Raw genomic sequence first — 24,542 nt, 5'->3', positions numbered from 1 at the left:
CATTATGAATCCCACCAGCCAATCTCCAAGGAAAGGAACCGACTTTCCCATGTTTAACTCGGTCTTCAAATTTATTTTTTAAATATATCCCTGGCGAAAATATGCATGATGAAACCCTTCGTTTATTAATAATTGAAGGCGTTCAGGAAGATTTTGCACATGTTTCAGATCTTTTAAAACCTCACAAGAATGAGGTGAAAATGGAGCTTGCACAGTCCCTTGAGACAGCCAAAAGCTTGTTGAGCGTTAGTGATTATGACCTTATTCTCTTAAGTTTTGAGATCATTCCAGCTGATAAAGAGACTGAAATAATTCAGTTATTAATGGGGCTGGCCGGTGATATTCCTTTAATTCTTCTTTGCGCGGAAGCAGATGAAAACTCTCGATCGGAATACCTATCCCGGGGAGTGAGCGATTGCCTGTTTAAGAATGAGCTTAGCTCTCGTGTGCTGCTGAAAACTATTGAATATAATATCGAACGGAAAAAGATCCAGTTAAAATTAGAGCATTCCGAGAAAAAATATAAAAGTCTGTTTGATTACAATCCCATGCCCATGTGGGTTTTGGATAAAGATGATCTCAGTTTTTTGAGCGTAAATCAGGCGGCTATAGATTTGTATGGCTACACTTCCGAAGAATTCAAAAAAATGACCGTGAAAGCGCTTTGGGCACCTTCTGAAGAAAATAGGGTGGAAAAAGTGGTGATGGCCAATGCGGAAGGGTATTTCAAAGTTCGGGTGAAACATCTTACCAAATCTGGAAAAGAGATCGTTGTGGAAGTGAAAAGTAATCCGCTTATCTACGACGGGCATAAGGCCAGAGTTTCTTTGGTTAACGATATTACGGCCCAGATCGAGGCAGAAAGGAAAATTCAGGAAAGTGAGAAAAGATTTAAATCTCTGGTCCAGGAAGGCAGCGATATTATCGCGATTCTGGATTGTGAACTTCAATACAAGTATTGCTCGCCATCCTGTACTAGTGTCTTCGGAAGAGTTCCTGAAGAATTAGAAGGTTTTTCATTCTTTGATTTGGTGCATGAGGATGACCTGGAAAAATTGCAGGTAGAAATGGCAGATCTTTCCGAAAAAAAGCGCAGCCAGTTAAGTTCTTACCGTGTAAAAGGTCAGAATGGGAACTATCGATGGCTGGAAACAGTCGCAACCGACTTAAAAACCGATGAGGCTATTCGAGGTATTGTTCTAAACTCCAGGGATATAACGCAATTTGTAGAACAGGAGCAAAAACTGAAACACAGCCTGGAGCGGTATAATATTGTGGCAAAAGCGACCAGCGATTTGATTACCGATTATGATGTGGTAAATGACTATATGCACGTAAGCCCGGCAGTTTCAGAAATGTTCGGGTATCCTTATGAAGAAGTAGACCGCCGGGTGTCCTGGTGGAATGAAAAGATTCATCCGGAAGAATATGAGCAGATCAAATCACGTATCTGTGAAATGACAAAAAATGGTGTGAAAAATCTTACAACTGAATATCGATTCAGATGCGCTGATGGAAGCTATAAATTTATTCTGGATCGAAGTTATTTGCTGATGGACCATGAACAGAAACCTCTTCGGATTATTAGCTCAATGCAGGATATTACTGATCGTAAGCGCCATATGATGGAGGTTGAGAGCCATAATAAGAGACTTCGGGAAATAGCCTGGACACAATCGCACGTGGTTAGAGCGCCACTCGCTAAACTGATGGGTTTAGTCGATCTAATGAAAAATTATCAAAATGATTTTGATAATTTTGATGAGATTATGGAAAATGTTTTAAATTCAGCAAATGAGCTTGATCAAATCATCAGAAAAATAGCGACCGAAACCGAAAAAGAGCTCTAATTATAAACCCCAAATTGCCCTACCATGTTGAGAACGATCATTATAGACGATGACGAAATAATTACGTTTTTACAGCGTAACATCGTTAAAAAATGCGAACTGGACCCAGATCCCTATTCTTTTTCCAATGCTGAAGTGGCATTAGACTTTTTACGGGAACGAACTTCTTCAGAAGAATTCCTGATCATGCTGGACATTAACATGCCGCAGATGACCGGATGGGAATTTTTAGAAAGATTGAAATCTGTTCCGAATAATCAGAATTGTTTTGTGGTTATGGTGACTTCCTCTATAGACCGGTCTGATAAGCGCAAAGCAGCTAACGACAGCCATGTGGTGGATTTTATTGAAAAACCGGTCTCTGCACGACATTGTTCCAAATTAAAAGGCCTGGAACGCCTGGCAGAATATTTCGAAGAAACCGCCTAATTTTCAAAATTTTCAATCCTCTTAGTCGATCTTAGGAATGATCGGGTTAGCGCTTTTGATCTTTTCCTCTGCCCATTCTTTTTCTTCTTCGTCAGGCTGGTCAGTATCTTCATTGATCAATTCGGCAGTTGGCTCATAATTCAGATTAATGTACATTGGGAAATGATCTGAACCAATATTGCGCTCTCTGGCAATCTCAATAAGGGTGAAATCTTTCGTGTGAAACACATGGTCTAATGGCCAGCGGAAAAGGGCATAATCTGCATGAAAAGTATTGAAAAATCCACGGCCTATCCTTGGGTCCATTAATCCGCTTAATTTCTGAAAAAGTCTTGTGGTACGCGACCAGGCTACATCATTGAGATCCCCGAGGACCAGGGCAGGTTCCTTTTCACAATCTATATCTCTGCCCAGCATCAGCAGTTCTGCATCTCGGTTGGTGGAAGTTTCACTTTCCGTAGGACTTGGAGGCATGGGATGCAAACAGTGTATTTTAACTTTTTCGCCGTTCCGAAGAATGACGTACCCGTGAATCGACGGAATATCTTCCTGCACCAGATATCGAACTTTAATATCTTCCAGTTGGAGTTTGGAATAAAAATGCATTCCGTAGAGATTATCCAGCGGAATCTTTACCGTATAGCGATATTCGTCTTCCAGGACTTCCAGTTCTTTTTCCCAACGCTCATCACTTTCCAGCGTAAGCAGAAGGTCTGGTTTGCGATCGTGGACTAACTGAATCAATTTGTCACTTCTCTTGTTAGTAGTTAAAACATTACTGACAATTATAGAAATCGAAGCACTGGAATCACTGCCTTTGAACTTAAATACCTGTTTTTTGGCTAAATAAGTATAAGGGTAAATTTTGACAAATTGATAGGATAAACTGAGCAGTAGCACACCAATCGCTATAAAATGCCAGGGTTTACTGAAGTCGTATAAGAAAACTGAAAGCAAAATGGCCAGAATGATCAAAAAGCTGATCTGGATTCTCGGAAAATCAAAACCGCGAATCCACCATTGATCAAATCTCGTTATTGAAGCCAGTGTTGGAATACACATCAGGCCCGAATAAATTAAAATGATGAGTTCAATTGTACTCATTAAAAACAGGTTTTTTTAGAAGCGGAAATTCATTCCAACACCTGCTGCATCAACACCTGTTCCGCCAATATTATTTTCAATAGAAGGATAAAATGCCAAATCCTGATTACCAATCTTATGGATTTCAGGAACTAAGATACCACAAAGCGCGCCCACGCCAAAACCTACCACGTTATCTGTCAAAAAGTGCTTTCCTGCTTTTGTCCTTAGGTAGCCCACAGTGGCCGGCACCGCAATCGCGCCCGCCCAGACGAAGGGAACGGCTTTCGAATCAGGATTAAAATCCTGGAAAACCTTTGCCGTGAAAAAAGTAGCTGCTGCTGTAGCCGCCGTGTGCCCGGCAAAAAAGGATCTTTGGGCACTGGCTTCCGTTCGCTGCTCTTCCGGTAAATTTTCATTATAGACCAGGGGCCTGCTTTTATCAACCAAACCGGCAGTAATGGTGAAAAAAGCACCGGTGGTGGCCATGGTTTCAACAAACATCACTGAAATCTGACCAAAATTTTCTCTTTCAGCATCTCCTAATAAAAGTAATGCAGGGCTGGCAAAAGATGCATAGAAGGGAATATAGCTGGCTTCATCTGCGCTTTTGGAATAGTTTCCAACAGCACCTCGGTTGATCTTTGAAATATCATTGCGGTTTAAGGCCATTAATTCAGCAGTAGTCAGTTCATCTTTATTCTGAACCAGGCTGAAACCAAGCATATTCAAACCAACGCCACCTGCAATCCAGGCACCGTCTTTCCAAAAATCGGTTTTATAAGGTGAGGAATTTTCCTGCGACCAGGAAAATTGCAAGCTGAGTAAGCAGAGTGAAATTAAAAAAATCTGTCTCATCAATTTTTTCTGTAAAAATCTCCTTTATTCAAGAAAACCGGAATAGGATTAAGAAAAGAATAACACAAAAAGCCTTTCCGCAGCAATTTTTCAATTAACATAAGATTAAAGCTTGTTGATAGAAATATGCTTCAGTTTCTGAAGGAAATCCCGTATTTTTAAATATGAAAAAGAATCAATCAGATGCGGTTAGAGGCTTTGTTTTCGACAAATATGAAGAACCGCACAAATCTCCGTTTGACCGGCTTTTTGAAATTTTCAAAGAGATCATTACACACACTTCCGGGGACCTCGATGAAGCTTTAGATTGGATGAAACAGCTGGATGAGGAATACCAGTTGACCACTGATGAATATACCCTGGATGATTTTGTGGAAGACCTGAAGAAGAAAGGTTATATCCGTGAAGAGATCGATTCGGAGGGCGGTGGCGGAATGTCGATTACGGCAAAAACCGAAAGAGCTATCCGGCAGCAGGCCCTGGAACGGATCTTCGGAAAATTGAAAAAAGGAACTTCCGGCAATCACCGAACAAATAGAGTGGGACGAGGCGATGAACATACCGGGGACTTCCGGAACTATCAGTTTGGAGATTCTTTGAGCCGTATTTCCATGACTGAAAGTTTACGGAACGCTCAGATCAATCATGGGATTGGTGATTTCCAAATGTCTGAAGACGACCTGGTAGTTGAAGAAACCCACCTGAAATCTCAAATGAGTACCGTGTTGATGATCGACATCAGCCACAGTATGATCCTGTATGGTGAAGATCGTATCACCCCGGCCAAAAAGGTTGCGATGGCGCTGGCTGAACTCATAACCACTCGTTATCCAAAGGACACTCTGGATATTTTGGTTTTCGGAAACGATGCCTGGCCCATCGAAATTGCAGAATTACCTTATTTAAAAGTAGGGCCTTACCATACCAATACGGTCGCAGGACTGGAACTGGCGATGGATATGCTGCGTCGAAAGCGAAATACCAATAAACAGATTTTTATGATAACCGATGGGAAACCTAGCTGTATTCGTGAACGCGACGGAACTTACTACAAGAACAGTATGGGGCTAGATCCCTACATCGTTGGAAAATGTTACGCGATGGCCAGACAGGCCCGAAAATTGAGAATTCCCATCACTACTTTTATGATTGCTCAGGATCCTTATTTGACCAGCTTCGTTCAGGAGTTCACGGAAGCCAATCAGGGTAAGGCTTTTTATACCGGCTTGAAAGGTTTGGGAGAAATGATTTTTGAAGATTACGAAACGAATAGAAAAAGAAGAATTAGAGGTTAGTTTATGAAAATTGAAGAAATAAAGACACTTGGCGATTTAAAGAAATCTGGATATACCAGTAGACCGATCAAAGAAGAACTTCGGGATAACCTGAAAAAGAAAATTCAGAATGGTGAACCTACTTTTGAAGGCATTCATGGGTATGAGTATACGGTGATTCCGGAAATTGAACGAGCGATACTATCCCGGCATAATATTAATTTGTTAGGATTGCGCGGGCAGGCGAAAACCAGGTTGGCCAGGTTAATGGTCAATTTGCTAGATGAGTATATTCCCGTGGTCGAAGGTTCCGAGATCAACGATGACCCCTTGAATCCTATCAGCCGCTATTCCAAAGATTTATTGAAGGAAAAAGGTGAGGAGCTTCCGGTTAGCTGGATGCATCGTGATGAACGTTTCTTTGAAAAACTGGCAACACCTGATGTAACGGTAGCCGATTTAATTGGTGATGTAGACCCTATCAAGGCTGCCAACCTGAGGTTGAGCTATGCAGATGATCGCGTGATCCATTTCGGAATGATCCCGAGAGCCAATCGATCTATTTTTGTCATCAATGAACTACCAGATCTGCAGGCCCGGATCCAAGTGGCACTTTTCAATATATTACAGGAGGGAGATATCCAGATTCGTGGTTTCAAATTACGTCTACCCTTGGATATGCAATTTGTGTTCACCGCAAACCCGGAAGATTATACCAATCGCGGAAGTATCGTAACGCCACTAAAAGACCGTATTGGTTCCCAAATATTAACGCATTATCCGGAAGATATTGAAACCGCCAGGCAAATTACGGCTCAGGAAGCGGCGCTGGATGATCGCCAGAAAGAACTGGTGCACGTACCGGAACTTGCCAAAGACCTGCTGGAACAAATCAGTTTTGAAGCACGTGATAGCGAATACATCGATCACAAAAGCGGCGTGAGTGCCAGGATGAGTATCAGTGCTTATGAAAACCTATTGAGCACTGCTGAAAGGAGGGCTTTGAAAAAAGGAGAAGATCATACCATGCTTCGTTTTGGGGATTTTCTCGGGGTGATTCCAGCCATAACCGGGAAAGTAGAACTGGTCTATGAAGGAGAGCAGGAAGGTGCCGCGTTCGTAGCTACCCAGTTGATCGGGGAGGCAACCAAATCCTTATTTCCGGAATATTTTCCGAAGATCGAGAAGTTAAAGAAACCAGATGAGGTCACTCCATATGATGATCTCGTGGAATGGTTCTTCGAGAGTTCCGGTTTTGAACTGCCAGATGATCTATCAGAAAAAGAATATCGGGAAAAACTGGATTCGATTAAGCCGCTGGAAGACCTCGTGAATAAATACCAGCCGGATGTGAAGGAAAAGGACCGTTATTTTATGAAAGAATTCATCCTTTGGTCGCTTGTTGAGTATAAAAAGCTCAGTAAAAAGCGCTTTTCCAAGGGCTTACAATTCAAGGATCTCTACGGAAGTTACATTAGCGGCTTGTAAATTTCATAATTACAGAACCGAAATCCGCCTCTTTATTTTTAATAAGGGGCGGATTTTTTATTTAATTTCAATTATCCTCAAAAGTTTTACGCTTTCCGGAATTTCGTTTTGAGGGCTGAGATTTTTAGATAACTTTATAGTATCTTACAAGATACCTGTGAAAAATACTACTACACATAACACAATCATGATCGGCGGCATTTCCGGCATCGCTGGCATGACTATTATTACAGGTATTATTACCCCTTTTCGGGGTTAATTATACACATATCGTCCGCTTACCTATATCAATTTTAATCTTATTGTATTAATTCTATAAAACTTTCGACTATGAAAGTCCTAAAATTTGGTGGGTCATCATTAGCCTCGCCAGAACGAATCAAGCTGGTTTCCAAAACCATCCAAAAGCATCTGGAAGAAGATGCTGTAGTATCTGTGTTTTCAGCCTTTGGAGGAGTTACCAACGATTTACTGGAAATGGCAGAACTGGCGGCCAAAGAGGATATTCGCTATAAAGAAATCCTCGCTGCGAATGAAAAACGCCACCTTGATGCCGCCCGGGAACTGGTTCCTGTGGCCAATCAGAGCAGTATTCTCAGCAAGATCAAAAATGAATTCAATCGCCTGGAAACCCTTTATGAAGGGGTTTACCTGCTAAACGAACTGTCTGATAAAACCAGGCATGTCATTTCCGGCTTTGGGGAAATTCTGAGTTCTCAGATCATTGCGGAATACTTCAAAGGCTTGGGGATCAAAAGCCAGTTTGCTGATACTCGCGACCTGATCGTTGCTAAGAATGCTTCCGAAAAGGTCCAGGTGAATTACGATCTCACGAACGCCAATATTGAAATATTCTTCGGAAGTCATCAATCCGGGTTATACGTCGTACCAGGCTTTGTTTCTAAAAATGAGCAGGGCTTTCCCAGTACGCTGGGCCGTGGAGGATCAGATTTTACGGCGGCCATCATCGCCGGGGCGCTCCATACGGAAAAAGTGCTGATCTATACGGATGTGAACGGGATGTACACTGCAAACCCCAACCTTGTACCCCATGCTTATTCTCTTAAAGAGATTTCTTATGAAGAGGCCATGGAATTGTCACATTTTGGAGCCAAAGTGCTATATCCGCCAACGATCCAGCCGTTACTGGATAAGAAAATTGAGATCCACATCAAAAATACTTTTGAACCGGAACAGGCGGGAACTGTGATTTCAAGGTCCAGTAAAAAGAATTTCAGATGGGTAACCGGGATCACCCATATAGATTCCATTAAACTGGTCAATATCGAAGGTAGTGGCATGGTGGGCGTTCCGGGCTTTTCCAAACGTCTTTTCGAAACGCTGTATCTGGAAGGAGTAAATGTTGTTTTGATCACGCAGGCTTCTTCGGAACATAGTATCTGTATCGCGGTCAAGGCCGATGAAGCTGAAAAAGCTAAAGCAGCGGTAGATGAAGCTTTCCAGAATGAGATCGCTTTCAAAAAGATCAAACCTGCTGAAATAGAAGGAAATGTAGCCATTATCGCGTTAGTGGGTGATCGCATGAAGAGCCATCACGGTCTTAGTGGGAAAATGTTCAGTGCGCTGGGGAACAACAATATCAATATCAGGGCAATTGCCCAGGGGTCTTCGGAAAGGAATATTTCAGCAGTTATTGCCAAAAAAGATGTTACCAAGGCCCTCAATACGCTCCATGAGCAGTTTTTCGAGGTGCCTTCCAAAGAGATCAACCTGTTCGTGACCGGTGTTGGAAACGTGGGTGGCAAGCTCATCGCTCAACTGAAAAAACAGGAGGATTACCTATTGGAAAAACTCCGACTCAAAATACGTGTTTTGGCGCTATCCAATTCCCGACAAATGCTGTTCAATGAAGACGGAATCGACCTGGATAACTGGCAGGAGGAATTGAAGAACGGTGAACCCGCCAATAAACAGGAATTTCTGGATCGAGTTCGGGAGTTTAACCTTCGCAACAGTATTTTCGTTGATAATACTGCCAGTGCCGATATTTCCCAATATTACAAGCATTATCTGGCAGATTCTGTTTCCGTGGTGACCTGTAACAAGATCGCCTGTGCTGATGCCTATGAAAACTATGAGCAGTTGCAGAATCTTGCCCGCGAATACGGTGCTTCTTTTTTATATGAAACCAATGTTGGTGCGGGATTGCCAATCATCGATACTTTGCAGAACCTGATTGCTTCCGGAGACCGCATTCAGAAAATACAGGCCGTCTTATCCGGAAGTTTAAATTACGTCTTCAATACGTATGATACTTCGGAACCATTCTATAAAGTGGTGGAACAGGCAAAAGAACAAGGTTATACCGAACCAGACCCTAAGATTGATCTCAGCGGGGTAGATGTGGCGCGAAAAATTCTTATACTAGCCCGTGAAAGCGGATTAAAACTGGAACTGGATGATATTGAAAGGGATGATTTCCTTTCCCAGGAAAGCTTACATTCCACCAGCAATGAGGAATTTTTTGAACTGCTGAAAAAAGATGAACCAGCTTTTCAGAAGATCTATGAAAATGCCAAATCCAAAGGTAGTGAACTGAAGTATGTGGCGCAGCTGGAAAATGGAAAAGCCAAGGTGGGATTACAGGAAGTTGGTCCTCAGCACCCCTTTGCAAACCTTAGCGGAAGTGATAATATCGTATTGTTCTTTACTGATCGTTACCCGGAACAGCCGCTCATCGTAAAAGGAGCAGGTGCAGGAGCTGATGTAACGGCTTCGGGGATTTTCGCAGATATTATCAGAATTGGAAAAAAATAGGGATGGAAAGTATAAAAGTTTTTGCGCCGGCCACGGTGGCCAATCTATCCTGCGGTTTTGACGTGCTGGGCTGCTGTCTGGATACGGTGGGAGATGAAATGCTCATTCAGAAAAATGATCTAAAAACCGTTCGAATTACAAAGATCACCGGTCAGGATCTTCCCCTGGAAGCCGATAAGAATGTGGCGGGCGTCGCGGTAAAAGCCATGCTCGAACACCTTAATCTCGAACAGGGTTTTGATATCGAAATCCATAAAAAGATCAAAGCAGGAAGCGGGATAGGAAGCAGTGCTGCAAGTTCGGCGGGTGCGGTGTTCGCGGTAAATGAGCTTTTGGGAAAGCCTTATTCCAAAAATGAACTCATTCCATTTGCAATGCAAGGGGAATTTCTGGCCAGTGGAAATGCACATGCCGATAATGTGGCCCCGGCCTTACTTGGGGGTTTTAGCCTGGTTAAAAGTTATGAGCCTCTGGAAGTGATCAGTCTTCCTTCTCCCGAAGCTTTGAGAGTGGTGGTTCTACACCCTTTGATCGAGATCAAAACCAAGGATTCCCGTGCCATCCTCAAGCAAACCGTAAACTTGAAGCAGGCCGTCCAGCAATGGGGAAATCTGGGAGCTTTTATCAGCGGTCTATATACGGAAGATTATGAGCTGCTTGGCCGCAGTTTAAAGGATGATATTGTAGAACCGGTACGTTCCATTCTTATTCCCTTTTTTGAGGAATTAGACAAACTTTCGGCTAAACATGCGCTGGGATTCGGAATTTCGGGTTCCGGGCCTTCGGTTTTTGCCCTATGCAAAGGGGATGAGAACGCAGCAAAAGTATATGAAGAATTTCAGGAGTTCTACAAAACCAAGGAGATCGAGTTTGATCTTCATGTATCACCCGTAAACCCTGAAGGAATTAAAATTTTATGAGATATTTCAGTTTAAATAATCATCAGCATTTCAGCAATTTTGAAAACGCGGTCGTTCGGGGCCTTGCACCAGATAAAGGACTTTATTTTCCGGAAAAAATTGAAAAATTACCGGCTTCTTTCTTTGAAGAGCTTCCGAAGCTGACCAATCTCGAAATTGGCTATCAAAGCATCAGGCAATTCGTGGGCGATGAAATCCCGGAAGAAGACCTTAAAAAGATCATTTCCAAAACCCTGGATTTTGAGTTTCCTGTGGTACCGGTTGAAAATGGAATTTCCAGTCTGGAACTTTTTCACGGTCCCACTTTGGCTTTTAAGGATGTAGGCGCCCGGTTTATGGCGGGCTGCCTGGGATATTTTAGTCAGAAATCCAATTTGGGTAATATTACGGTGCTGGTTGCCACCTCCGGCGATACCGGCGGCGCGGTGGCCAATGGTTTCCTGGGAGTGGAAGGCGTAGAGGTAGTCATCCTGTATCCAAAAGGCAAAGTGAGTGATCTACAGGAAAAACAATTAACCACGCTGGGTCAAAATATTACGGCCCTGGAAGTGGACGGAGTTTTTGATGACTGCCAGGCGATGGTTAAACAGGCCTTTTTAGATGAAACGATCACCACACATCGAAAACTGACTTCCGCCAACTCGATCAACGTAGCAAGATGGCTCCCGCAGATGTTCTATTATTTCATCGCTGCAAAACAAATTCAGGAAAAGCCTGTTTTCGCGGTCCCCAGCGGAAATTTCGGGAACATTTGTGCCGGTCTTATGGCACGTGAACTCGGGCTTCCGGTTGCCCATTTCGTAGCGGCTAATAATGTGAATAATACCGTAGTTGATTTTATGGATTCTGGAAAGTACCAGCCCAAGCCAAGTACGGCAACGATCTCTAATGCGATGGATGTGGGTGATCCCAGCAATTTCGTACGGATTCTTCAGTTATTCGGAAATGAGCACCAGGCCTTGAAAAAAGATTTTTCGGCGTATAGTTTTTCTGATGAGGACACACGGAAAACAATCCGCGAGGTTTTTCAAAAGGAAAATTACATTCTTGATCCTCATGGAGCCGTGGGCTATCTCGGTCTTCAACAATATTTGAAGGAAACGGCTTCAGAAGCTCCAGGGATCTTTCTGGAAACTGCACATCCAGTGAAATTTTTAGATACTGTGGAAGAGGAGATCCAAACGAAAGTCCCTGTCCCGGAATCGGTTCGATCCTTATTTGATAAAAAGAAAAAATCCCTTCAGATTTCGAGCAAATACGAAGATCTGAAGAGATTTTTATTAGATGAGAATTAGTATTTCGCAGGCTCGTTTTCCTTCGGCAGACTTTTTAGAATGAATTCCCGAAGGTCATCATTCGCTTGCTGAAGGTCGTCTTTTCGTAAATACATCATATGGCCGCTTCGGTATGCTTTGAAACTGAGCCGGTCTTTCATTTTTCCGCTTGGATCCAGTTGCCACATGGAGTACTTCGCATTGAAATAGGTGGTGGCGCCATCAAAATAACCCGATTGGATCATGACGTCCAGGTTTGGATTCTGAGCCATAGCCTGGCGTAAATTTTCCCCGGTATGATCACCGCTGCGATCCCAGGGATGCACCGGCCCGAACATCATATATTTAAGATTGGTCTTGAAATTCAGTTCTTCACGAAGGTAATAATTGATCGCTGGTGTAAAGGAATGCAGCCAGGAGGTGAGTTCCGCATTGTAATCAGGGGAATTACCGGAACTTCTGGCGTCTAGACCGCGGTAACGGGAATCAAGGCGTCCCACCGTGTACCCCTCATTCCGTAACAATTCTTTCCAGAAGAGGCGGAATGGTACTTCAAGATTATTATCCAGGAATGTTTGCTGGTCAATCCCGGAATAATGAGCCATTTTACCGGCAATTTCTTCTCTTTCTGAAACATCGAGGAACCCGCCTTTGACCAGTGCCGGCAGTACCTTATTGATCGTGAAATCTTCTACTTCCGGGAGCAATTCCTCAAGGTCCTTATTTTGTAATTCTGAAGGTAATAATTGGTGATACCAGGCTGCAGCGGCAAAATAAGGAAGCCGGTTGGCAATTTCAACCGGGCCACCGCGCTCAATTCCCAATTCCGTTGGAGAGACGAGGATCACGCCGTTCAGGTACATCCACTGACTGTTTTGCAGTTCCAATGCCAGCCCGGAAACGCGCGTCGTACCATAACTTTCACCAATCAGGTATTTGGGAGATAACCACCTGTTTTTCCTGGTAACAAAGGTATTTAACCATTCGGCCAGGTACGTGACATCGGCATTGACCCCAAAGAATTTCTCACGATCTACTTTACCTTCTTCGTCAGGAATCGGGCGGGAATATCCTGTATTTACGGGGTTTACATACACGATATCCGCCACATCTAAAATAGAGCTCGTATTTTCCCTAATTCCGTAAGGTTGTACAGGAAAACCTTCATCGTCAATTTTCAATACGCGAGGACCGGTATACGCGATATGCATCCAGACAGATGCCGATCCCGGACCGCCGTTGAAAGAAATGACCAGTGGCCTGTTCTTACGATCTTTTATACCGTCGCGGGTATAATAGGTATAATAAATGCTGGCAACAGGCTCATTTTGCTCACCCCAAAGTGGCATAAAGCCTGTTTCTGCTGTATAATTAAAACTGTTACCGTTTACACTTACCGAATGTTTGGTCGTGACAGAAGTATCCTGTGGAATTTTGATCTTTTGCGCGTGAGTAAATTGAACGGCAGCTACGGCTAGCAGCAGGCAGTAAATTTTCTTCATGAAGTCTATTTTTTGTTGTTTAGGTTTTCGTCTCTAAAAATGATCACGTAACTCAGAACGATCCCTCCAATTGCGGCCAGCATAAAAAACACCATCGCCAGGCCCGGATACCCGAAAATGGTAAAATCTGAAGGAACCTGCATCAACATTGCGGCGCCGATGATGGTCGCGGCAATGATCAGCCCCAGCGTGATCCTGTTGGCTACTTTTTGAAATCCATCAGTGACCCGTTTTTCATCGATCGCGTCTATTTGGATTTTAAACTCATTTTCTGCCAGGTTTTGCGTTATGCGATTGAGTCGTTCGGGCAGGTGTTCCAGCAGGTTCTTGGACTCTATCAGCATGCTGAAGAAATTCTCCGGTTTCAGGTCGTTGAGCATTTTCTTGCGCATGATCTCATGCACATTTTTCTGAATTGCCGCCCTCAGGTCAAATTCCGGGTCTAGCTGGGCCACGATCTGGTCCAGGTTGAGCAGGATCTTACCTAAAATATTGATTTCCACCGGAAGTCTTATCTGCGTGTTTATCGCCAAACGATTCAGCTGAATTAAAATTCGGCCTGTTTGGAGATCTTTAGCCCGCGAATTTTCGCTTTCCATTATCACGTTACTAACGGTTTTCCTGAAGCGAATTTTATCGGAGTCCTCCGTAAATTCACTCATCTTCAAAAGCGTGGCGGCGGTTTGTTCCCCGTTACTATTGCTCAGCGCCAATAGCAGTTCAATTAGCTGCTCCTGAAGCTGCGGGGTAAAACGTGCAACCATTCCCAGATCGATCAGAGCGATCTTATTGTCTTCTGTAAATTTGATATTACCGGGATGGGGATCGGCGTGGGCAAACCCGTCGTTAATGATCTGCTGCAGGTAAGCTTCAACCAGTTCATCTACCAGTTCAGAAAAGTCATTTCCGAGTCGGCGTAAAGGGGAAAGCGAGGTGATCTTTCTTCCGGTTACGAATTCCATGGTGATCACTCGGGAAGAGCTGTAATCCAAAACCGGCTGAGGGATCAGCAAATGCTTGAAATACTCTAGATTTTTTCCCAAAGTCTTCAGGTTTTGAGCCTCTTTGCGGTAATCCAGTTCGTTGATGAGAATGTGACGCAATTCTTCAAAAACCTCGTCCAGGGCGTAGGTTTTGGCCATTTCCAGATGCTTCACGGCCATTTCGGCCATATCAGTCAGCGTATCCAGATCCTCAATAAATTGCTTTTTGATGCCCGGACGCTGAACTTTTACCGCCACCGGTTTTCCTGAAAGCAATTCGGCATGGTGCACCTGGCCGATGGAAGCGCTGGCAATCGGTTTCTCATCAAAAGTTTTGAATGCCTTGGAGATCTTGGTGCCAAGGTCTTCTTCGATCACCTGCTTGAGCTCTTCAAACGGCACGGGACTTACGTTATCCTGAAGATTCGCAAGGGCTTCCAGGTATTCGTCGGGCAACAGGTCTGGGCGGGTAGATAACAATTGGCCAAGTTTAATATAAGTCGGACCCATATTTTTCAGGTCCTCGACCAGTTCTTCTGGAGACTGCCTGAACTCGTGTTCACTGTCCTCGTCTACTAATTCATTCAGTGCCACATCGCTGGTTTGCCGAAAAATATCGCTGTTCCAGTATTTCAGCATGAAGCGGATGAATTTATAATACTGGCGCACTTTGGTTGGGTTTGCATTCATAAGAATCAGGCTAAAGCTTAAATTTAGGAAATTAAACAGGCATTAAAAAGATAAGAGTCTGTTGAGGTTATTGATATTGTTCGGGTGACCGAACAGGTACAATAGGTCGCCCTGCAGGATTTCAGTTTGCGGAGAGATCTCAGTAAGGTGCCTGCGATCCCGCTGAATGGCGAGCACGGTCACACCATAATTCTTCCCAATCCCTGATTTTTCAATACTTTTCCCCACGATCTTTTTATTGTTCTGCTGCACTTTGATCGTCACAATTTCGCGGTTCGGGATATTCAGATGTTCAAGGGCAGGGGAATGCGGTTTTTTCTTGAGGGAAGTCAGCATCTCATAATCTGAAGAACGGATCTGATTGGTGAAATCCTGAATTTCATCAAAAGGGACCAGGTATTTTTTCAGCACACGGGTAAAGATCTCGATCGAAGTTTCAAACTCTTCCGGGATCACTTCATCGGCGCCCAGCCTGATCACTTCTTCGATCTCACTCACGTACCTCGTACGAACGATCACGGTCGCTGTTTGCGTGAATTGCCTGATGCTCGTAAGGATCTTTTTCGTGGCATTAGGATCAGAAATGGCGATCACGATCACCCTGGCTTCCTGGATGTGGGCATGTTTGAGGATGAGTGCATTGGTTGCATCCCCAAAAACGATTGGTTCTTTACCGGCCTTGGCCTTTTTAAAAGTTTCAGGATTCGTATCTAAAATCACATAAGGAATTTCCGCTTTTTTGGCAGCCTTGGAAATGTTTTGTCCGTTTATTCCGTAGCCAATCACGACCAGGTGGTCGTGCAGGTTGTCTTCGGAAAATTCTTCTTCAGCTTTGGAGCTTTTTTTGATGTTTTCGAGTCGTTTTCGTACTGCGGAAGAGATCGGTAATTTCAGAATGGCATAGGTGAATTTTTCCGCATTGGCAATCAGAAAAGGCGTTAGCCCCATGGAAATGATCGAGATGGCGAGGAAATACTGATAAATATTTTCCGGGATGATGCCGCTATCTTTTCCAACTCCGGAAAGGAGCAAGGAAAATTCCCCAACCTGGAACAGGCTGAAAAGTACTAACAACATCGTTCTTGGCGGATACTTCAGAATAAGAACGGTCACTGCGAGAATGATCATTTTCATCAGTACCACACCTACTACGAGTAAGGCGATATTCAGAATATTGGAAAAAAAGAAATCCAGGTTCAGCAGTGTTCCTACTGAAATAAAGAAAAAACTGATGAATATCTCACGGAATGGCAACACATTCGCGGTAGCCTGGTGACTGTAATCTGATTCAGAAATGATCAAACCGGCGAAGAATGCCCCCAGGGCCAGTGAAAGACCAACGGTTGAGGTAAGCCACGCCACCCCGAAACAGAGAACAACTACCGTCAAAATAAAGAGTTCCTGGTTCCTGGTTTTGACGACCCAACCCAGTAATTTCGGGACGATGTATCTTGCCAGAATATAAACCACCACGAGAACCAAAAGGATCTTGATGGCCATAATTGCCACCGTAGAAAGGATATTTGGCGTTTCGCCCGCCAGAAGCGGTGTAAACAGCATCATGGGAACCACGATAATATCCTGAAAAATCAGGATTCCCAGGCCAATTCTCCCGTGGGGGGCTGTAATTTCCCCTTTTTCCTGAAGCAATTTCAGTACAATTGCGGTACTGCTCAGGCTAAAAAGAAAACCTAAAAAAACAGCACTTTGCCAGGGAAGCCCGATCAAGATGGATAAGGCCGCGGTAATGAGGATCGTTCCGCCCACCTGGATACCCCCGCCTAAGAATATGATCTTTTTGATGGAGGCAAGACCCTTCAGGGAAAGTTCGATCCCGATCACGAACAGCAGAAAGATAATCCCAATTTCAGATAGTAATTCTACTTCGTGGTTGGAACTGATGAGGTTAAAGGCATATGGTCCTGCAATGATCCCGGCCAGTAAGAACCCCAGGATCGCAGGTAGTTTCAGGCGCTGGAAAGCCAGGATTATCAGGATCGATAATCCAAGAATTACAACAATATCCTGAAGCATAGGGATTTCCATAAATTGGCTGGTTTGGTTCGAGACTAAAGATAATAAGATAAGTTTTGAGATATGTTATAAAAATAAAAAAGCGACAGGAAGTCCTGCCGCTTAGTCGCTTTCAAAAGATTTGATCTATTAACCTTTTAACCAAGCATGTCTTAATTCCATCTGAACCCCATCGGCATTCTGGTTTTCTACCAGTTTTTCCTGGCTATCCATGGGTGTAGTTATTTTTCCGGAAAGTTCCATCTCTTTACCGTCTCTTTTAATGACCATGGTAATATCATTCCCTTCCTTCCATTCCTGGGAAGCAGAGATGAGTCCGTAGACATTCTGTAGATTATAGGCGGTACCATTAATGGAAACAAGAATGTCGCCGCTCTTCACACCAAGATCGTTAAGGAAAGTATTCAATTCCATCTCGCGGAAGATCAGCTCCCCGGTTTCCTGGTTGGGCCTGATGTACGGCGTCTGGCCTTTGAGAAAGAAACCAACTTCGCTCATCACTTCTTTTTTGTACAGTCCTACTTTTTCGAAGAATTGCTCGTAAGGGATCGGCGTAGAGCCAGTTACATACTGATCAAAGAAATCCTGAATTTCAGGATAGGTCAGTTCCACAATGGTAGGGATGAGGTTTTCATCCTTGAACGGCTGATCTTTACCATATTTTTCACTCAGTTTTTTCATTAGGTCAAGAATTCCCATCTGGCCACCGCTCAGTTCTCTTAAGCGAATATCTAAGGCCATTCCTATCAAAGCACCTTTCATATAAACATTATAATACATGTCTTTGTATGGCTCTTCCAGGATGTTCTTGCTCATTTCGGTAAAAGGAACAGTATCGTCGAAACGCTGCGAAACCGAAATCTTGTCGGTCATTCGGTTATAAAATTCCTGGTTATCGATCAATCCCTGGTTTACCTGGAACAAATTGGCGAAATATTCGGTCACTCCCTCGTACATCCAAAGGTGTTCTGACATTTTAGGATCATTATAATCAAAATAATGAATCTCTTCAGCGTGAACGCTTAGCGGCGTAATAATGTGGAAGAATTCATGGGAAACAATATCGGTGAGCGAATTTTCCAAAGCTTCCTTCGGCATAGATTCTGAAAGTACCACGACGGTGGAGGTATGGTGCTCCAAAGCGCCGAAGTTACCCGCATCAGGTTTATCATCTTCAGCCAGGTATAGCAGGATCGCATATTTATCAGTATTATTAATATCACCCAAAAAACTTTTCTGAGCAGAGATCATTTTTTCGATAGCCGGTTTCAGGTCCTGAGCGCTGTATTTTCCGTTTGGAGAATACACGTCGAGCAAGACTTCCATTCCCTGAACGTCAATTTTCGCGGTATCAGCCTTGGCATACATGATCGGGTGATCGATCACATCGAAATAACGATCTACATCGAAGATATCGGTGCTAATTGCCGGGTTATTACCGGTTACGCTCTCATTTAAAGTAAGGGAAGTTCCCGGAATAAGCTTGGTTGGGCGCTCGATCTCCAGGTGATATTTCTTTTCGGTCATCCCATCAAAATATCCTACAAAACCGTGAAGATTCAACAGGAAGTTCTTGTCTTTTAAAATGTTGGTTCCGGCCATAGAATAAGTGCCGCCTTCATTTTCCCAGTCGAATGAATCATTCACCTCGTACACCACCTTGTCCAGGTTCTTGGCGTTAGTGATCATCCAGGTATTTTCGTCTACCTTTTTGAAATCCATTGGCTCGCCTTTATAATTAAGGGCTCTGAAGTTTTCTGAAAATTTTCCGTAGTTATCGGTAGAATAGGTTCCCGGCACCGTCTTGGGAATAAAAAAGCTGGTGGTGTCTTTGGTAAACCTATCCGGATCTACCGTAACGGTAACTTTATCATTGGAAACATTTACGAGGTCCAGGTGAGCGGTAACAGGTTTTTCGGGCAGCTGAACATTTTGGGTTTTACAGGCAAATAGCAGGGAAGCAGTTGCAAGTCCCAGAATGAGTTTTTTCATAAGTTCATTTTGTTTAGTTATAAGACTGTTGAAAGGCTTAAAAGTTACATCGCGAAAATCGAATTTGTATTGTTGAAGTTTTGTTAATAAAAGCATAATGTATAATCTTATAATATTCAGTTAATTGCGGTTGGAAAAAAACAAAACAACGCATGAAACAAAAATTACCCTACCTCCTGATATTTTTGGGATTTTTACTATCAACCAATTTAGGCTTTGCCCAAACTGTTTTCATCAATGAAATTCATTATGATAATGCGGGCGGTGATACGAATGAAAGGATTGAAATTGCCGGGCCGGCCGGGACCGATCTTACGGGCTGGAAATTAATGCTGTACAACGGAAGCGGCGGTACAGAATATGCTACGGAAACTTTAACTGAAATCATTCCAGATTCCGGTACTGGTTTCGGATATATCGTCGTTTCTCCAAGCAGCTTTCAGAATGGTCCTGATGGAATTGCCCTGATCGATAATGCCGATAATGTCATCCAGTTTTTAAGCTATGAAGCTGCTTTTATGGCGGTTGGAGGTCCTGCTGATGGAATGATGAGCACTGAAATAGGAGTGGAAGAGTCAGGCAGCACACCTGCCGATTTCTCCCTGCAGCTAGGTGGTGAAGGAACAGAATATACTGATTTTACCTGGCAAACCGAATTGGCTTCAACTTTTGGGGAGGTGAATGCCAACCAGCAATTGGGGACTGTTCAACCAATCGTTTTCATCAACGAAATTCATTATGACAATGCCGGAACTGATACCGGCGAAGCTATTGAAATAGTCGCGACTGCAGGAACCGATCTTTCCGGTTATTCCCTGGTGCTTTATAACGGCTCCAACGGAGCAAGCTATTCAACTGAAAATTTAAGTGGGATAGTGGCTGATGAACAATCTGGTTACGGGTTTACAGTGATCTATCCAGGTTCGTTTCAAAATGGATCACCAGATGGGTTGGCCCTGGTAGACCCAGACGGGAATGTTCTCCAGTTTTTGAGCTATGAGGGCAGCTTTAGCGCTACCAATGGCCCAGCAAGCGGGATGACCAGTACCGATATTGGCGTCGAAGAATCGGGATCAGAATTTAATTCTTCCCTGCAATTGGGCGGGCAGGGATTGAAATATGAAGACTTTAGCTGGCAGGCAGAACAACTGGGAACTTTTGGAGCAGTAAACACCAATCAGTTATTTGAAGAAGGAACCGTAGACCCTGAACCTGAACCAGTGAACGGAATTGCCTTTATCAACGAATTGCACTATGATAATGATAGCAGTGATACCGGTGAAGCGGTGGAGATTGCTGGAACGGCAGGGCTGAATCTTAATGGTTATACACTTGTTTTCTACAATGGCAATGGCGGAGCGATCTATAAATCACAGGATCTAAGCGGCACGTTATCAGAGCAGGACAACGGCTACGGAACTTTGAGCTTTGAAGTTTCGGGAATCCAGAATGGTGCTCCAGACGGGTTGGCTTTAGTAGATCCGGATGGTGCGGTGATCCAGTTTTTAAGTTATGAAGGAACTTTTACCGCGGTAGAAGGTCCTGCAGCCGGTATGGAAAGTACCGATATTGGGGTTGCTGAACCGGGAAATAACAGCGCAGGCTATTCTTTGCAATTAGCAGGTGAAGGTTCTTATTACGAAGATTTCAGCTGGACGGGTCCCATTACCAATACTTTTGGGGCAGTCAATACCAACCAGAAATTTGTTCAGCCAGTACCGGTGCTTTTTGTAAACGAGTTACACTACGACAATAGCGGAGGCGATGTTGGTGAGGGGATCGAAGTAGCCGGAACTGCCGGCCTGGATCTCACTGGTTACAGCATTGCTTTCTACAATGGGAATGGTGGGGATGTTTATAAAACTGAAAACCTTTCCGGAGTTTTACCAAATCAGGATAATGGCTACGGAACTTTGAGTTTTGAAGTTTCAGGTATTCAGAATGGAGCGCCAGACGGTTTGGCTTTGATCAATCCGGAAGGAAATGTAATTCAGTTTCTAAGCTATGAAGGCAGCTTCGTGGCGACAAGCGGTCCTGCAGCGGGATTGGAAAGTACAGATATTGCCGTGACTGAACCAGGACCTGTGGAATACTCTTTACAACTGCAGGGAACTGGTAAAGTGTATGAAGATTTTATCTGGATTGGACCTGTGCCTAATACTTTTGGAAGTGTAAATTCCAGACAATCTTTTGGAGAACCCACTTCAGAACCCGAGAAAATCATTTCCATCGCCGAGGCGAGGGAAAAAGCCGATGAGCAGATCGTAACCGTCGCCGGAACTTTTACCGTGGTGAATGAAATTGGCGGGCCTGCGTATATCCAGGATAAGAACGGGGCGATAGCGATCTATGATGAGAACATATTTGAAAACGAAAACTTTAAAATTGGTGATTCTATCAAATTAACCGCTATAAAAACCACCTATTTCGAGCAGGTGGAATTGGTAAGCGCTATTGAAATTATGGATCTGGGCGAAGCAACGCAGCCAATTGTTCCAAAGGAAATTAGCCTGAACGAGTTAGATCAATATCCAGATCAGCTGGTACAGGTTTCCAACATCCAGTTTGCAGAAGAAGAAATTGGAAAACTGGTAAGAGGTGGTGAGAATTTCAGGATTTCAGATGCCAGTGGAGATGGAGACTTAAGGATCGATCATGATACCAAAGACCTGCTGTATGGAGTTATTCCGGAAAGTTGCAGTAGTGTGACGGGAATTGCCGCAGATGTGTATTTTAATATAATTCCGAGATCTAGCGACGATTTCAGCTGTCTGGAGAAATTTGATGGTGACAATGGTTTGGATATTTCCTATGACCAAACACTGGATGTTGTAACCTGGAACCTGGAATTCTTCGGATTTTATAAAAATAACAGCGCCCCGGCACCAGAAGCCATTCAGAAGGAAGCAGTAAAAAGCAGAATTATTGAATTGAATGCTGATCTCATCGCAGTGGAAGAAGTGGTAAATGTGGAATTATTCGCGGAAATGGTTTCGGAATTAGAGGGTTATGATTTTATTCTTTCAGATGCTGTATCCTATCCTAATAGCAATGATCCGGAGTTTGGAACGCAACGAATTGGTTTTATCTATAAAACTGATGTGATAGATGTAAAAGAATCTAAAGTTTTACTGGAAAGTATTCACCCCTATTATAATGGTGATGACCGTTCCTTTATCACCGATGCAAGTTATCCAACTGGCGATGCAGATCAATTCTGGTCCAGTGGGAGATTGCCATTTTTGATTGAAACTACGGTAACTCTGGATGGCCAGTCTCAAGACTACGACTTTGTAGTCATCCACGCCAAATCTGGTTCCAGTGCAGAAGATTATCAAAGAAGAGAGTTTGATAATAAAGTTTTAAAAGATAGCCTGGATACGTATTATGCTGGCAGTAACCTGATGGTTCTTGGTGATTTCAATGATGATATCGACCAGACCATTGCAGACACCTATGCCACAGCATCGTCTTACTATGAATTCATTAATTCAGAAGATTACGAGTTTGTCACCCGCAGACTTAGTGAAGAAGGTTTTAATTCAACCCTGAATTATTCTGATATTATTGATCACATTATGATCTCTGATGAGCTTTCTGATAATTATGTAGAAGGCAGTGCCAGTGTGCGTTACGACCTTTACACGGCAGATTACGGCTCTACAGCTTCTGATCACTTTGCTGTCTCTGCCCGGTTCTCCTTATTTGAGTCGGCTGATAATGGCAAGAACAATCCTGATATGGTTCAGGTTTGCTTCAATGGCCACACCCAGTTTGTTTCTGAAAACGCGGTGGCCAATCTATTGAAGAAAGGGGCCGTTTTAGGTAAATGCGAAGGTACCCAGGAGTTGTATGCGACGCCCAACCCGGTTGAATCTACAACAATTATTAGTCTGGAAGGTTTTAAAAACGGTCAGGCAAAGCTGAATATCTATAGTCTAAGTGGAAATTTACTGGCATCTGAAAGAATTCAGGTTAAAAACGCTACGGCAGAACTGGAACTGAATATGAGCGGGTACTTACCGGGCTTATATATTATACAGGTTCAGAATTCATTTGGACAACTGGAAACGATCAAAGTGGTTAAGAAATAGCACCTTTGAAAAACTCCTTCATAAAAAAAGGCGCCAATTTTGGCGCCTTTTTTAATTATATTCAGTTGTTATTTAAACTCTTACGTGGCCTTCGCCCAATACGTAATATTTATTGGTAACCAGCTGTTTCAATCCTAACGGACCTCTATGATGTAATTTATCAGTAGAAATCGCAAGTTCCGCTCCAACTCCCATTTGTCCACCATCAGTGAATCTTGTGGAAGCATTATGATAAACAGCGGCGCTGTCTACCTGTTCCATGAAGGTAATCGCCTCGTCACGGTCTTTGGTGATAATAGAAGCGGAATGACCTCCGGAATACTGGTTGATCTTCTCGATCGCAGAATCCAAACCATCAATCGCTCCAATTACGATTTTCATTGCCAGAAACTCCTCATACCAGGTGTCTTCAGAAGGAATTTTTTCTTCATCGGTCAAAACTTTAGAAACTTCCTCATCTACCAGAATAGTCACATTGTGATCCCGGAAAAGTTCCTGAAGCTCTTTCAGTTTTCCTTCGTAATCTTCGATATTTTTATCAACTAAGACTTTATCGAGTGCGTTGCACCCTGAGATCTTATCGATCTTCGCGTTCAACATCACTTTCTTGGCAACGTCAAAATCGGCATTTTTGGAAACATAAAGGAAGTTATTCCCTCTACCGCTTACCAGAACAGCTCCGGTTGCGTGTTCCTTTACAAATGCGATCAATCTTTCACCACCACGTGGTACAATTAAATCTAATTGCTCAGGCGGATTCTTCAGGAAATCCTGGGTTTCAGTTCTGTTAAGGTGTAACAGCTTGATCCAGTCCTTGCTCAAACCGTTTTCTTCCAGTGCTTCATGCCAGCATTCTTCCAGAATTTTGTTAGAATGAATAGCCTCTTTTCCGCCTTTCAGATAGATTTTATTATTCGCTTTAAAGGCTAAAACCGCGGCTTCAATAGTTACATCCGGTCGGGATTCATAAATGATCATGATATTCCCGAAAGGAGCCGTTTTATTGGTAATATCCAGCCCGCTATCCAGTTTTCGGTGTTCGATCGTCTGGCCTACAGGATCATCCTGTTCCATCACTTCCTGAACCGACTGGATCATCCCGTCTACTTTCTTTTCATCAACCACTAAACGATCATACATTGCCTGATCGTCACGATCGAAAGCCTCAAGGTCCTTTTTATTTGCTTCAATGATCTCGTTACGCCTCTTATCCAGGATATTCATCATAGATTTAAGGACATTATTCTTTAATTCAGATTTTATCAACTTCATTTCTTAATTCTTTCTTTTTCG

At 43.3% G+C, this 24,542-nt stretch carries 15 protein-coding genes; 8 read left to right on the top strand and 7 right to left on the bottom strand.

Annotated features, from left to right (window positions below; translation table 11 throughout):
* Positions 1 to 101 precede the first annotated feature (101 nt).
* The gene (locus GRFL_RS00350) at positions 102 to 1,850 is read left to right on the top strand and encodes a PAS domain S-box protein (protein WP_083642476.1); all 1,749 of its coding nucleotides are present in this window, start codon (positions 102 to 104) and stop codon (positions 1,848 to 1,850) included.
* A 24-nt stretch (positions 1,851 to 1,874) separates the two neighbouring features.
* Positions 1,875 to 2,279, top strand: a complete 405-nt coding sequence (locus tag GRFL_RS00345; protein ID WP_083642474.1) for a response regulator — start codon at positions 1,875 to 1,877, stop codon at positions 2,277 to 2,279.
* Positions 2,280 to 2,300: 21 nt separating this feature from the next.
* Here the strand turns inward: GRFL_RS00345 and GRFL_RS00340 are convergent, their stop codons facing one another.
* The gene (locus tag GRFL_RS00340) at positions 2,301 to 3,383 is read right to left on the bottom strand and encodes an endonuclease/exonuclease/phosphatase family protein (RefSeq protein ID WP_083642473.1); all 1,083 of its coding nucleotides are present in this window, start codon (positions 3,381 to 3,383) and stop codon (positions 2,301 to 2,303) included.
* A gap of 15 nt (positions 3,384 to 3,398) precedes the next feature.
* Positions 3,399 to 4,220, bottom strand: a complete 822-nt coding sequence (locus GRFL_RS00335; protein ID WP_236995846.1) for a phosphatase PAP2 family protein — start codon at positions 4,218 to 4,220, stop codon at positions 3,399 to 3,401.
* Positions 4,221 to 4,384: 164 nt separating this feature from the next.
* Here GRFL_RS00335 and GRFL_RS00330 point away from each other — a divergent pair, with 164 nt between their 5' ends.
* The 5 genes from GRFL_RS00330 to thrC all read left to right on the top strand — a co-directional run bounded on the left by GRFL_RS00330 (position 4,385) and on the right by thrC (position 11,975).
* The gene (locus GRFL_RS00330) at positions 4,385 to 5,515 is read left to right on the top strand and encodes a vWA domain-containing protein (RefSeq protein WP_083642470.1); all 1,131 of its coding nucleotides are present in this window, start codon (positions 4,385 to 4,387) and stop codon (positions 5,513 to 5,515) included.
* A gap of 3 nt (positions 5,516 to 5,518) precedes the next feature.
* Positions 5,519 to 6,982, top strand: a complete 1,464-nt coding sequence (locus GRFL_RS00325; RefSeq protein ID WP_083642468.1) for a MoxR family ATPase — start codon at positions 5,519 to 5,521, stop codon at positions 6,980 to 6,982.
* Positions 6,983 to 7,312: 330 nt separating this feature from the next.
* Entirely contained in the window at positions 7,313 to 9,760 is a 2,448-nt protein-coding gene (gene thrA, locus GRFL_RS00320) for a bifunctional aspartate kinase/homoserine dehydrogenase I (RefSeq protein ID WP_083642466.1), read from the top strand.
* A 2-nt stretch (positions 9,761 to 9,762) separates the two neighbouring features.
* Entirely contained in the window at positions 9,763 to 10,680 is a 918-nt protein-coding gene (locus GRFL_RS00315) for a homoserine kinase (RefSeq protein ID WP_083642464.1), read from the top strand.
* Positions 10,677 to 11,975 carry a threonine synthase gene (gene thrC, locus GRFL_RS00310; RefSeq protein ID WP_083642463.1) on the top strand — a complete coding sequence of 433 codons (1,299 nt, stop codon included), beginning with the start codon at positions 10,677 to 10,679 and terminating at the stop codon, positions 11,973 to 11,975. The genes GRFL_RS00315 and thrC overlap by 4 nt, the downstream gene beginning before the upstream one ends.
* On the opposite strand, the gene GRFL_RS00305 is transcribed toward thrC, so the two are convergent.
* The 4 genes from GRFL_RS00305 to GRFL_RS00290 all read right to left on the bottom strand — a co-directional run bounded on the left by GRFL_RS00305 (position 11,972) and on the right by GRFL_RS00290 (position 19,155).
* Positions 11,972 to 13,456 carry a S10 family peptidase gene (locus tag GRFL_RS00305; protein ID WP_083642461.1) on the bottom strand — a complete coding sequence of 495 codons (1,485 nt, stop codon included), beginning with the start codon at positions 13,454 to 13,456 and terminating at the stop codon, positions 11,972 to 11,974. The genes thrC and GRFL_RS00305 overlap by 4 nt on opposite strands.
* Positions 13,457 to 13,461: 5 nt before the next feature.
* Positions 13,462 to 15,129, bottom strand: a complete 1,668-nt coding sequence (locus tag GRFL_RS00300) for an ABC1 kinase family protein (RefSeq protein WP_083642460.1) — start codon at positions 15,127 to 15,129, stop codon at positions 13,462 to 13,464.
* A 42-nt stretch (positions 15,130 to 15,171) separates the two neighbouring features.
* A complete protein-coding gene (locus tag GRFL_RS00295) occupies positions 15,172 to 17,175 on the bottom strand; it encodes a monovalent cation:proton antiporter family protein (RefSeq protein ID WP_083642458.1) in 2,004 nt (667 codons plus the stop codon).
* Between the two features lie 117 nt (positions 17,176 to 17,292).
* On the bottom strand, positions 17,293 to 19,155 hold the full coding sequence (locus GRFL_RS00290) for a M61 family metallopeptidase (RefSeq protein WP_083645894.1): 1,863 nt from the start codon (positions 19,153 to 19,155) through the stop codon (positions 17,293 to 17,295).
* 152 nt (positions 19,156 to 19,307) lie between these two features.
* Between GRFL_RS00290 and GRFL_RS00285 the strand changes: the two genes are divergently transcribed.
* Complete coding sequence (locus tag GRFL_RS00285; protein ID WP_083642457.1) at positions 19,308 to 23,249, top strand: T9SS type A sorting domain-containing protein; 3,942 nt, start codon at positions 19,308 to 19,310, stop codon at positions 23,247 to 23,249.
* A 72-nt stretch (positions 23,250 to 23,321) separates the two neighbouring features.
* Here GRFL_RS00285 and GRFL_RS00280 read toward each other — a convergent pair whose 3' ends face one another.
* A complete protein-coding gene (locus GRFL_RS00280; protein WP_083642455.1) occupies positions 23,322 to 24,521 on the bottom strand; it encodes a glutamate-5-semialdehyde dehydrogenase in 1,200 nt (399 codons plus the stop codon).
* Positions 24,522 to 24,542 lie beyond the last annotated feature (21 nt).

Origin of the sequence: Christiangramia flava JLT2011, assembly GCF_001951155.1 — a bacterium.
GTDB lineage: Bacteria > Bacteroidota > Bacteroidia > Flavobacteriales > Flavobacteriaceae > Christiangramia > Christiangramia flava.
This window is presented reverse-complemented; position numbering and strand designations above follow the sequence as displayed.

Bases quoted from the DNA above. Each gene is read 5' to 3' on its own strand.
- GRFL_RS00350 (WP_083642476.1), top strand. From the start codon at position 102: ATGCATGATGAAACCCTTCGTTTATTAATAATTGAAGGCGTTCAGGAA.
- GRFL_RS00345 (WP_083642474.1), top strand. From the start codon at position 1,875: ATGTTGAGAACGATCATTATAGACGATGACGAAATAATTACGTTTTTA.
- GRFL_RS00340 (WP_083642473.1), bottom strand. From the start codon at position 3,383: ATGAGTACAATTGAACTCATCATTTTAATTTATTCGGGCCTGATGTGT.
- GRFL_RS00335 (WP_236995846.1), bottom strand. From the start codon at position 4,220: ATGAGACAGATTTTTTTAATTTCACTCTGCTTACTCAGCTTGCAATTT.
- GRFL_RS00330 (WP_083642470.1), top strand. From the start codon at position 4,385: ATGAAAAAGAATCAATCAGATGCGGTTAGAGGCTTTGTTTTCGACAAA.
- GRFL_RS00325 (WP_083642468.1), top strand. From the start codon at position 5,519: ATGAAAATTGAAGAAATAAAGACACTTGGCGATTTAAAGAAATCTGGA.
- thrA (WP_083642466.1), top strand. From the start codon at position 7,313: ATGAAAGTCCTAAAATTTGGTGGGTCATCATTAGCCTCGCCAGAACGA.
- GRFL_RS00315 (WP_083642464.1), top strand. From the start codon at position 9,763: ATGGAAAGTATAAAAGTTTTTGCGCCGGCCACGGTGGCCAATCTATCC.
- thrC (WP_083642463.1), top strand. From the start codon at position 10,677: ATGAGATATTTCAGTTTAAATAATCATCAGCATTTCAGCAATTTTGAA.
- GRFL_RS00305 (WP_083642461.1), bottom strand. From the start codon at position 13,456: ATGAAGAAAATTTACTGCCTGCTGCTAGCCGTAGCTGCCGTTCAATTT.
- GRFL_RS00300 (WP_083642460.1), bottom strand. From the start codon at position 15,129: ATGAATGCAAACCCAACCAAAGTGCGCCAGTATTATAAATTCATCCGC.
- GRFL_RS00295 (WP_083642458.1), bottom strand. From the start codon at position 17,175: ATGGAAATCCCTATGCTTCAGGATATTGTTGTAATTCTTGGATTATCG.
- GRFL_RS00290 (WP_083645894.1), bottom strand. From the start codon at position 19,155: ATGAAAAAACTCATTCTGGGACTTGCAACTGCTTCCCTGCTATTTGCC.
- GRFL_RS00285 (WP_083642457.1), top strand. From the start codon at position 19,308: ATGAAACAAAAATTACCCTACCTCCTGATATTTTTGGGATTTTTACTA.
- GRFL_RS00280 (WP_083642455.1), bottom strand. From the start codon at position 24,521: ATGAAGTTGATAAAATCTGAATTAAAGAATAATGTCCTTAAATCTATG.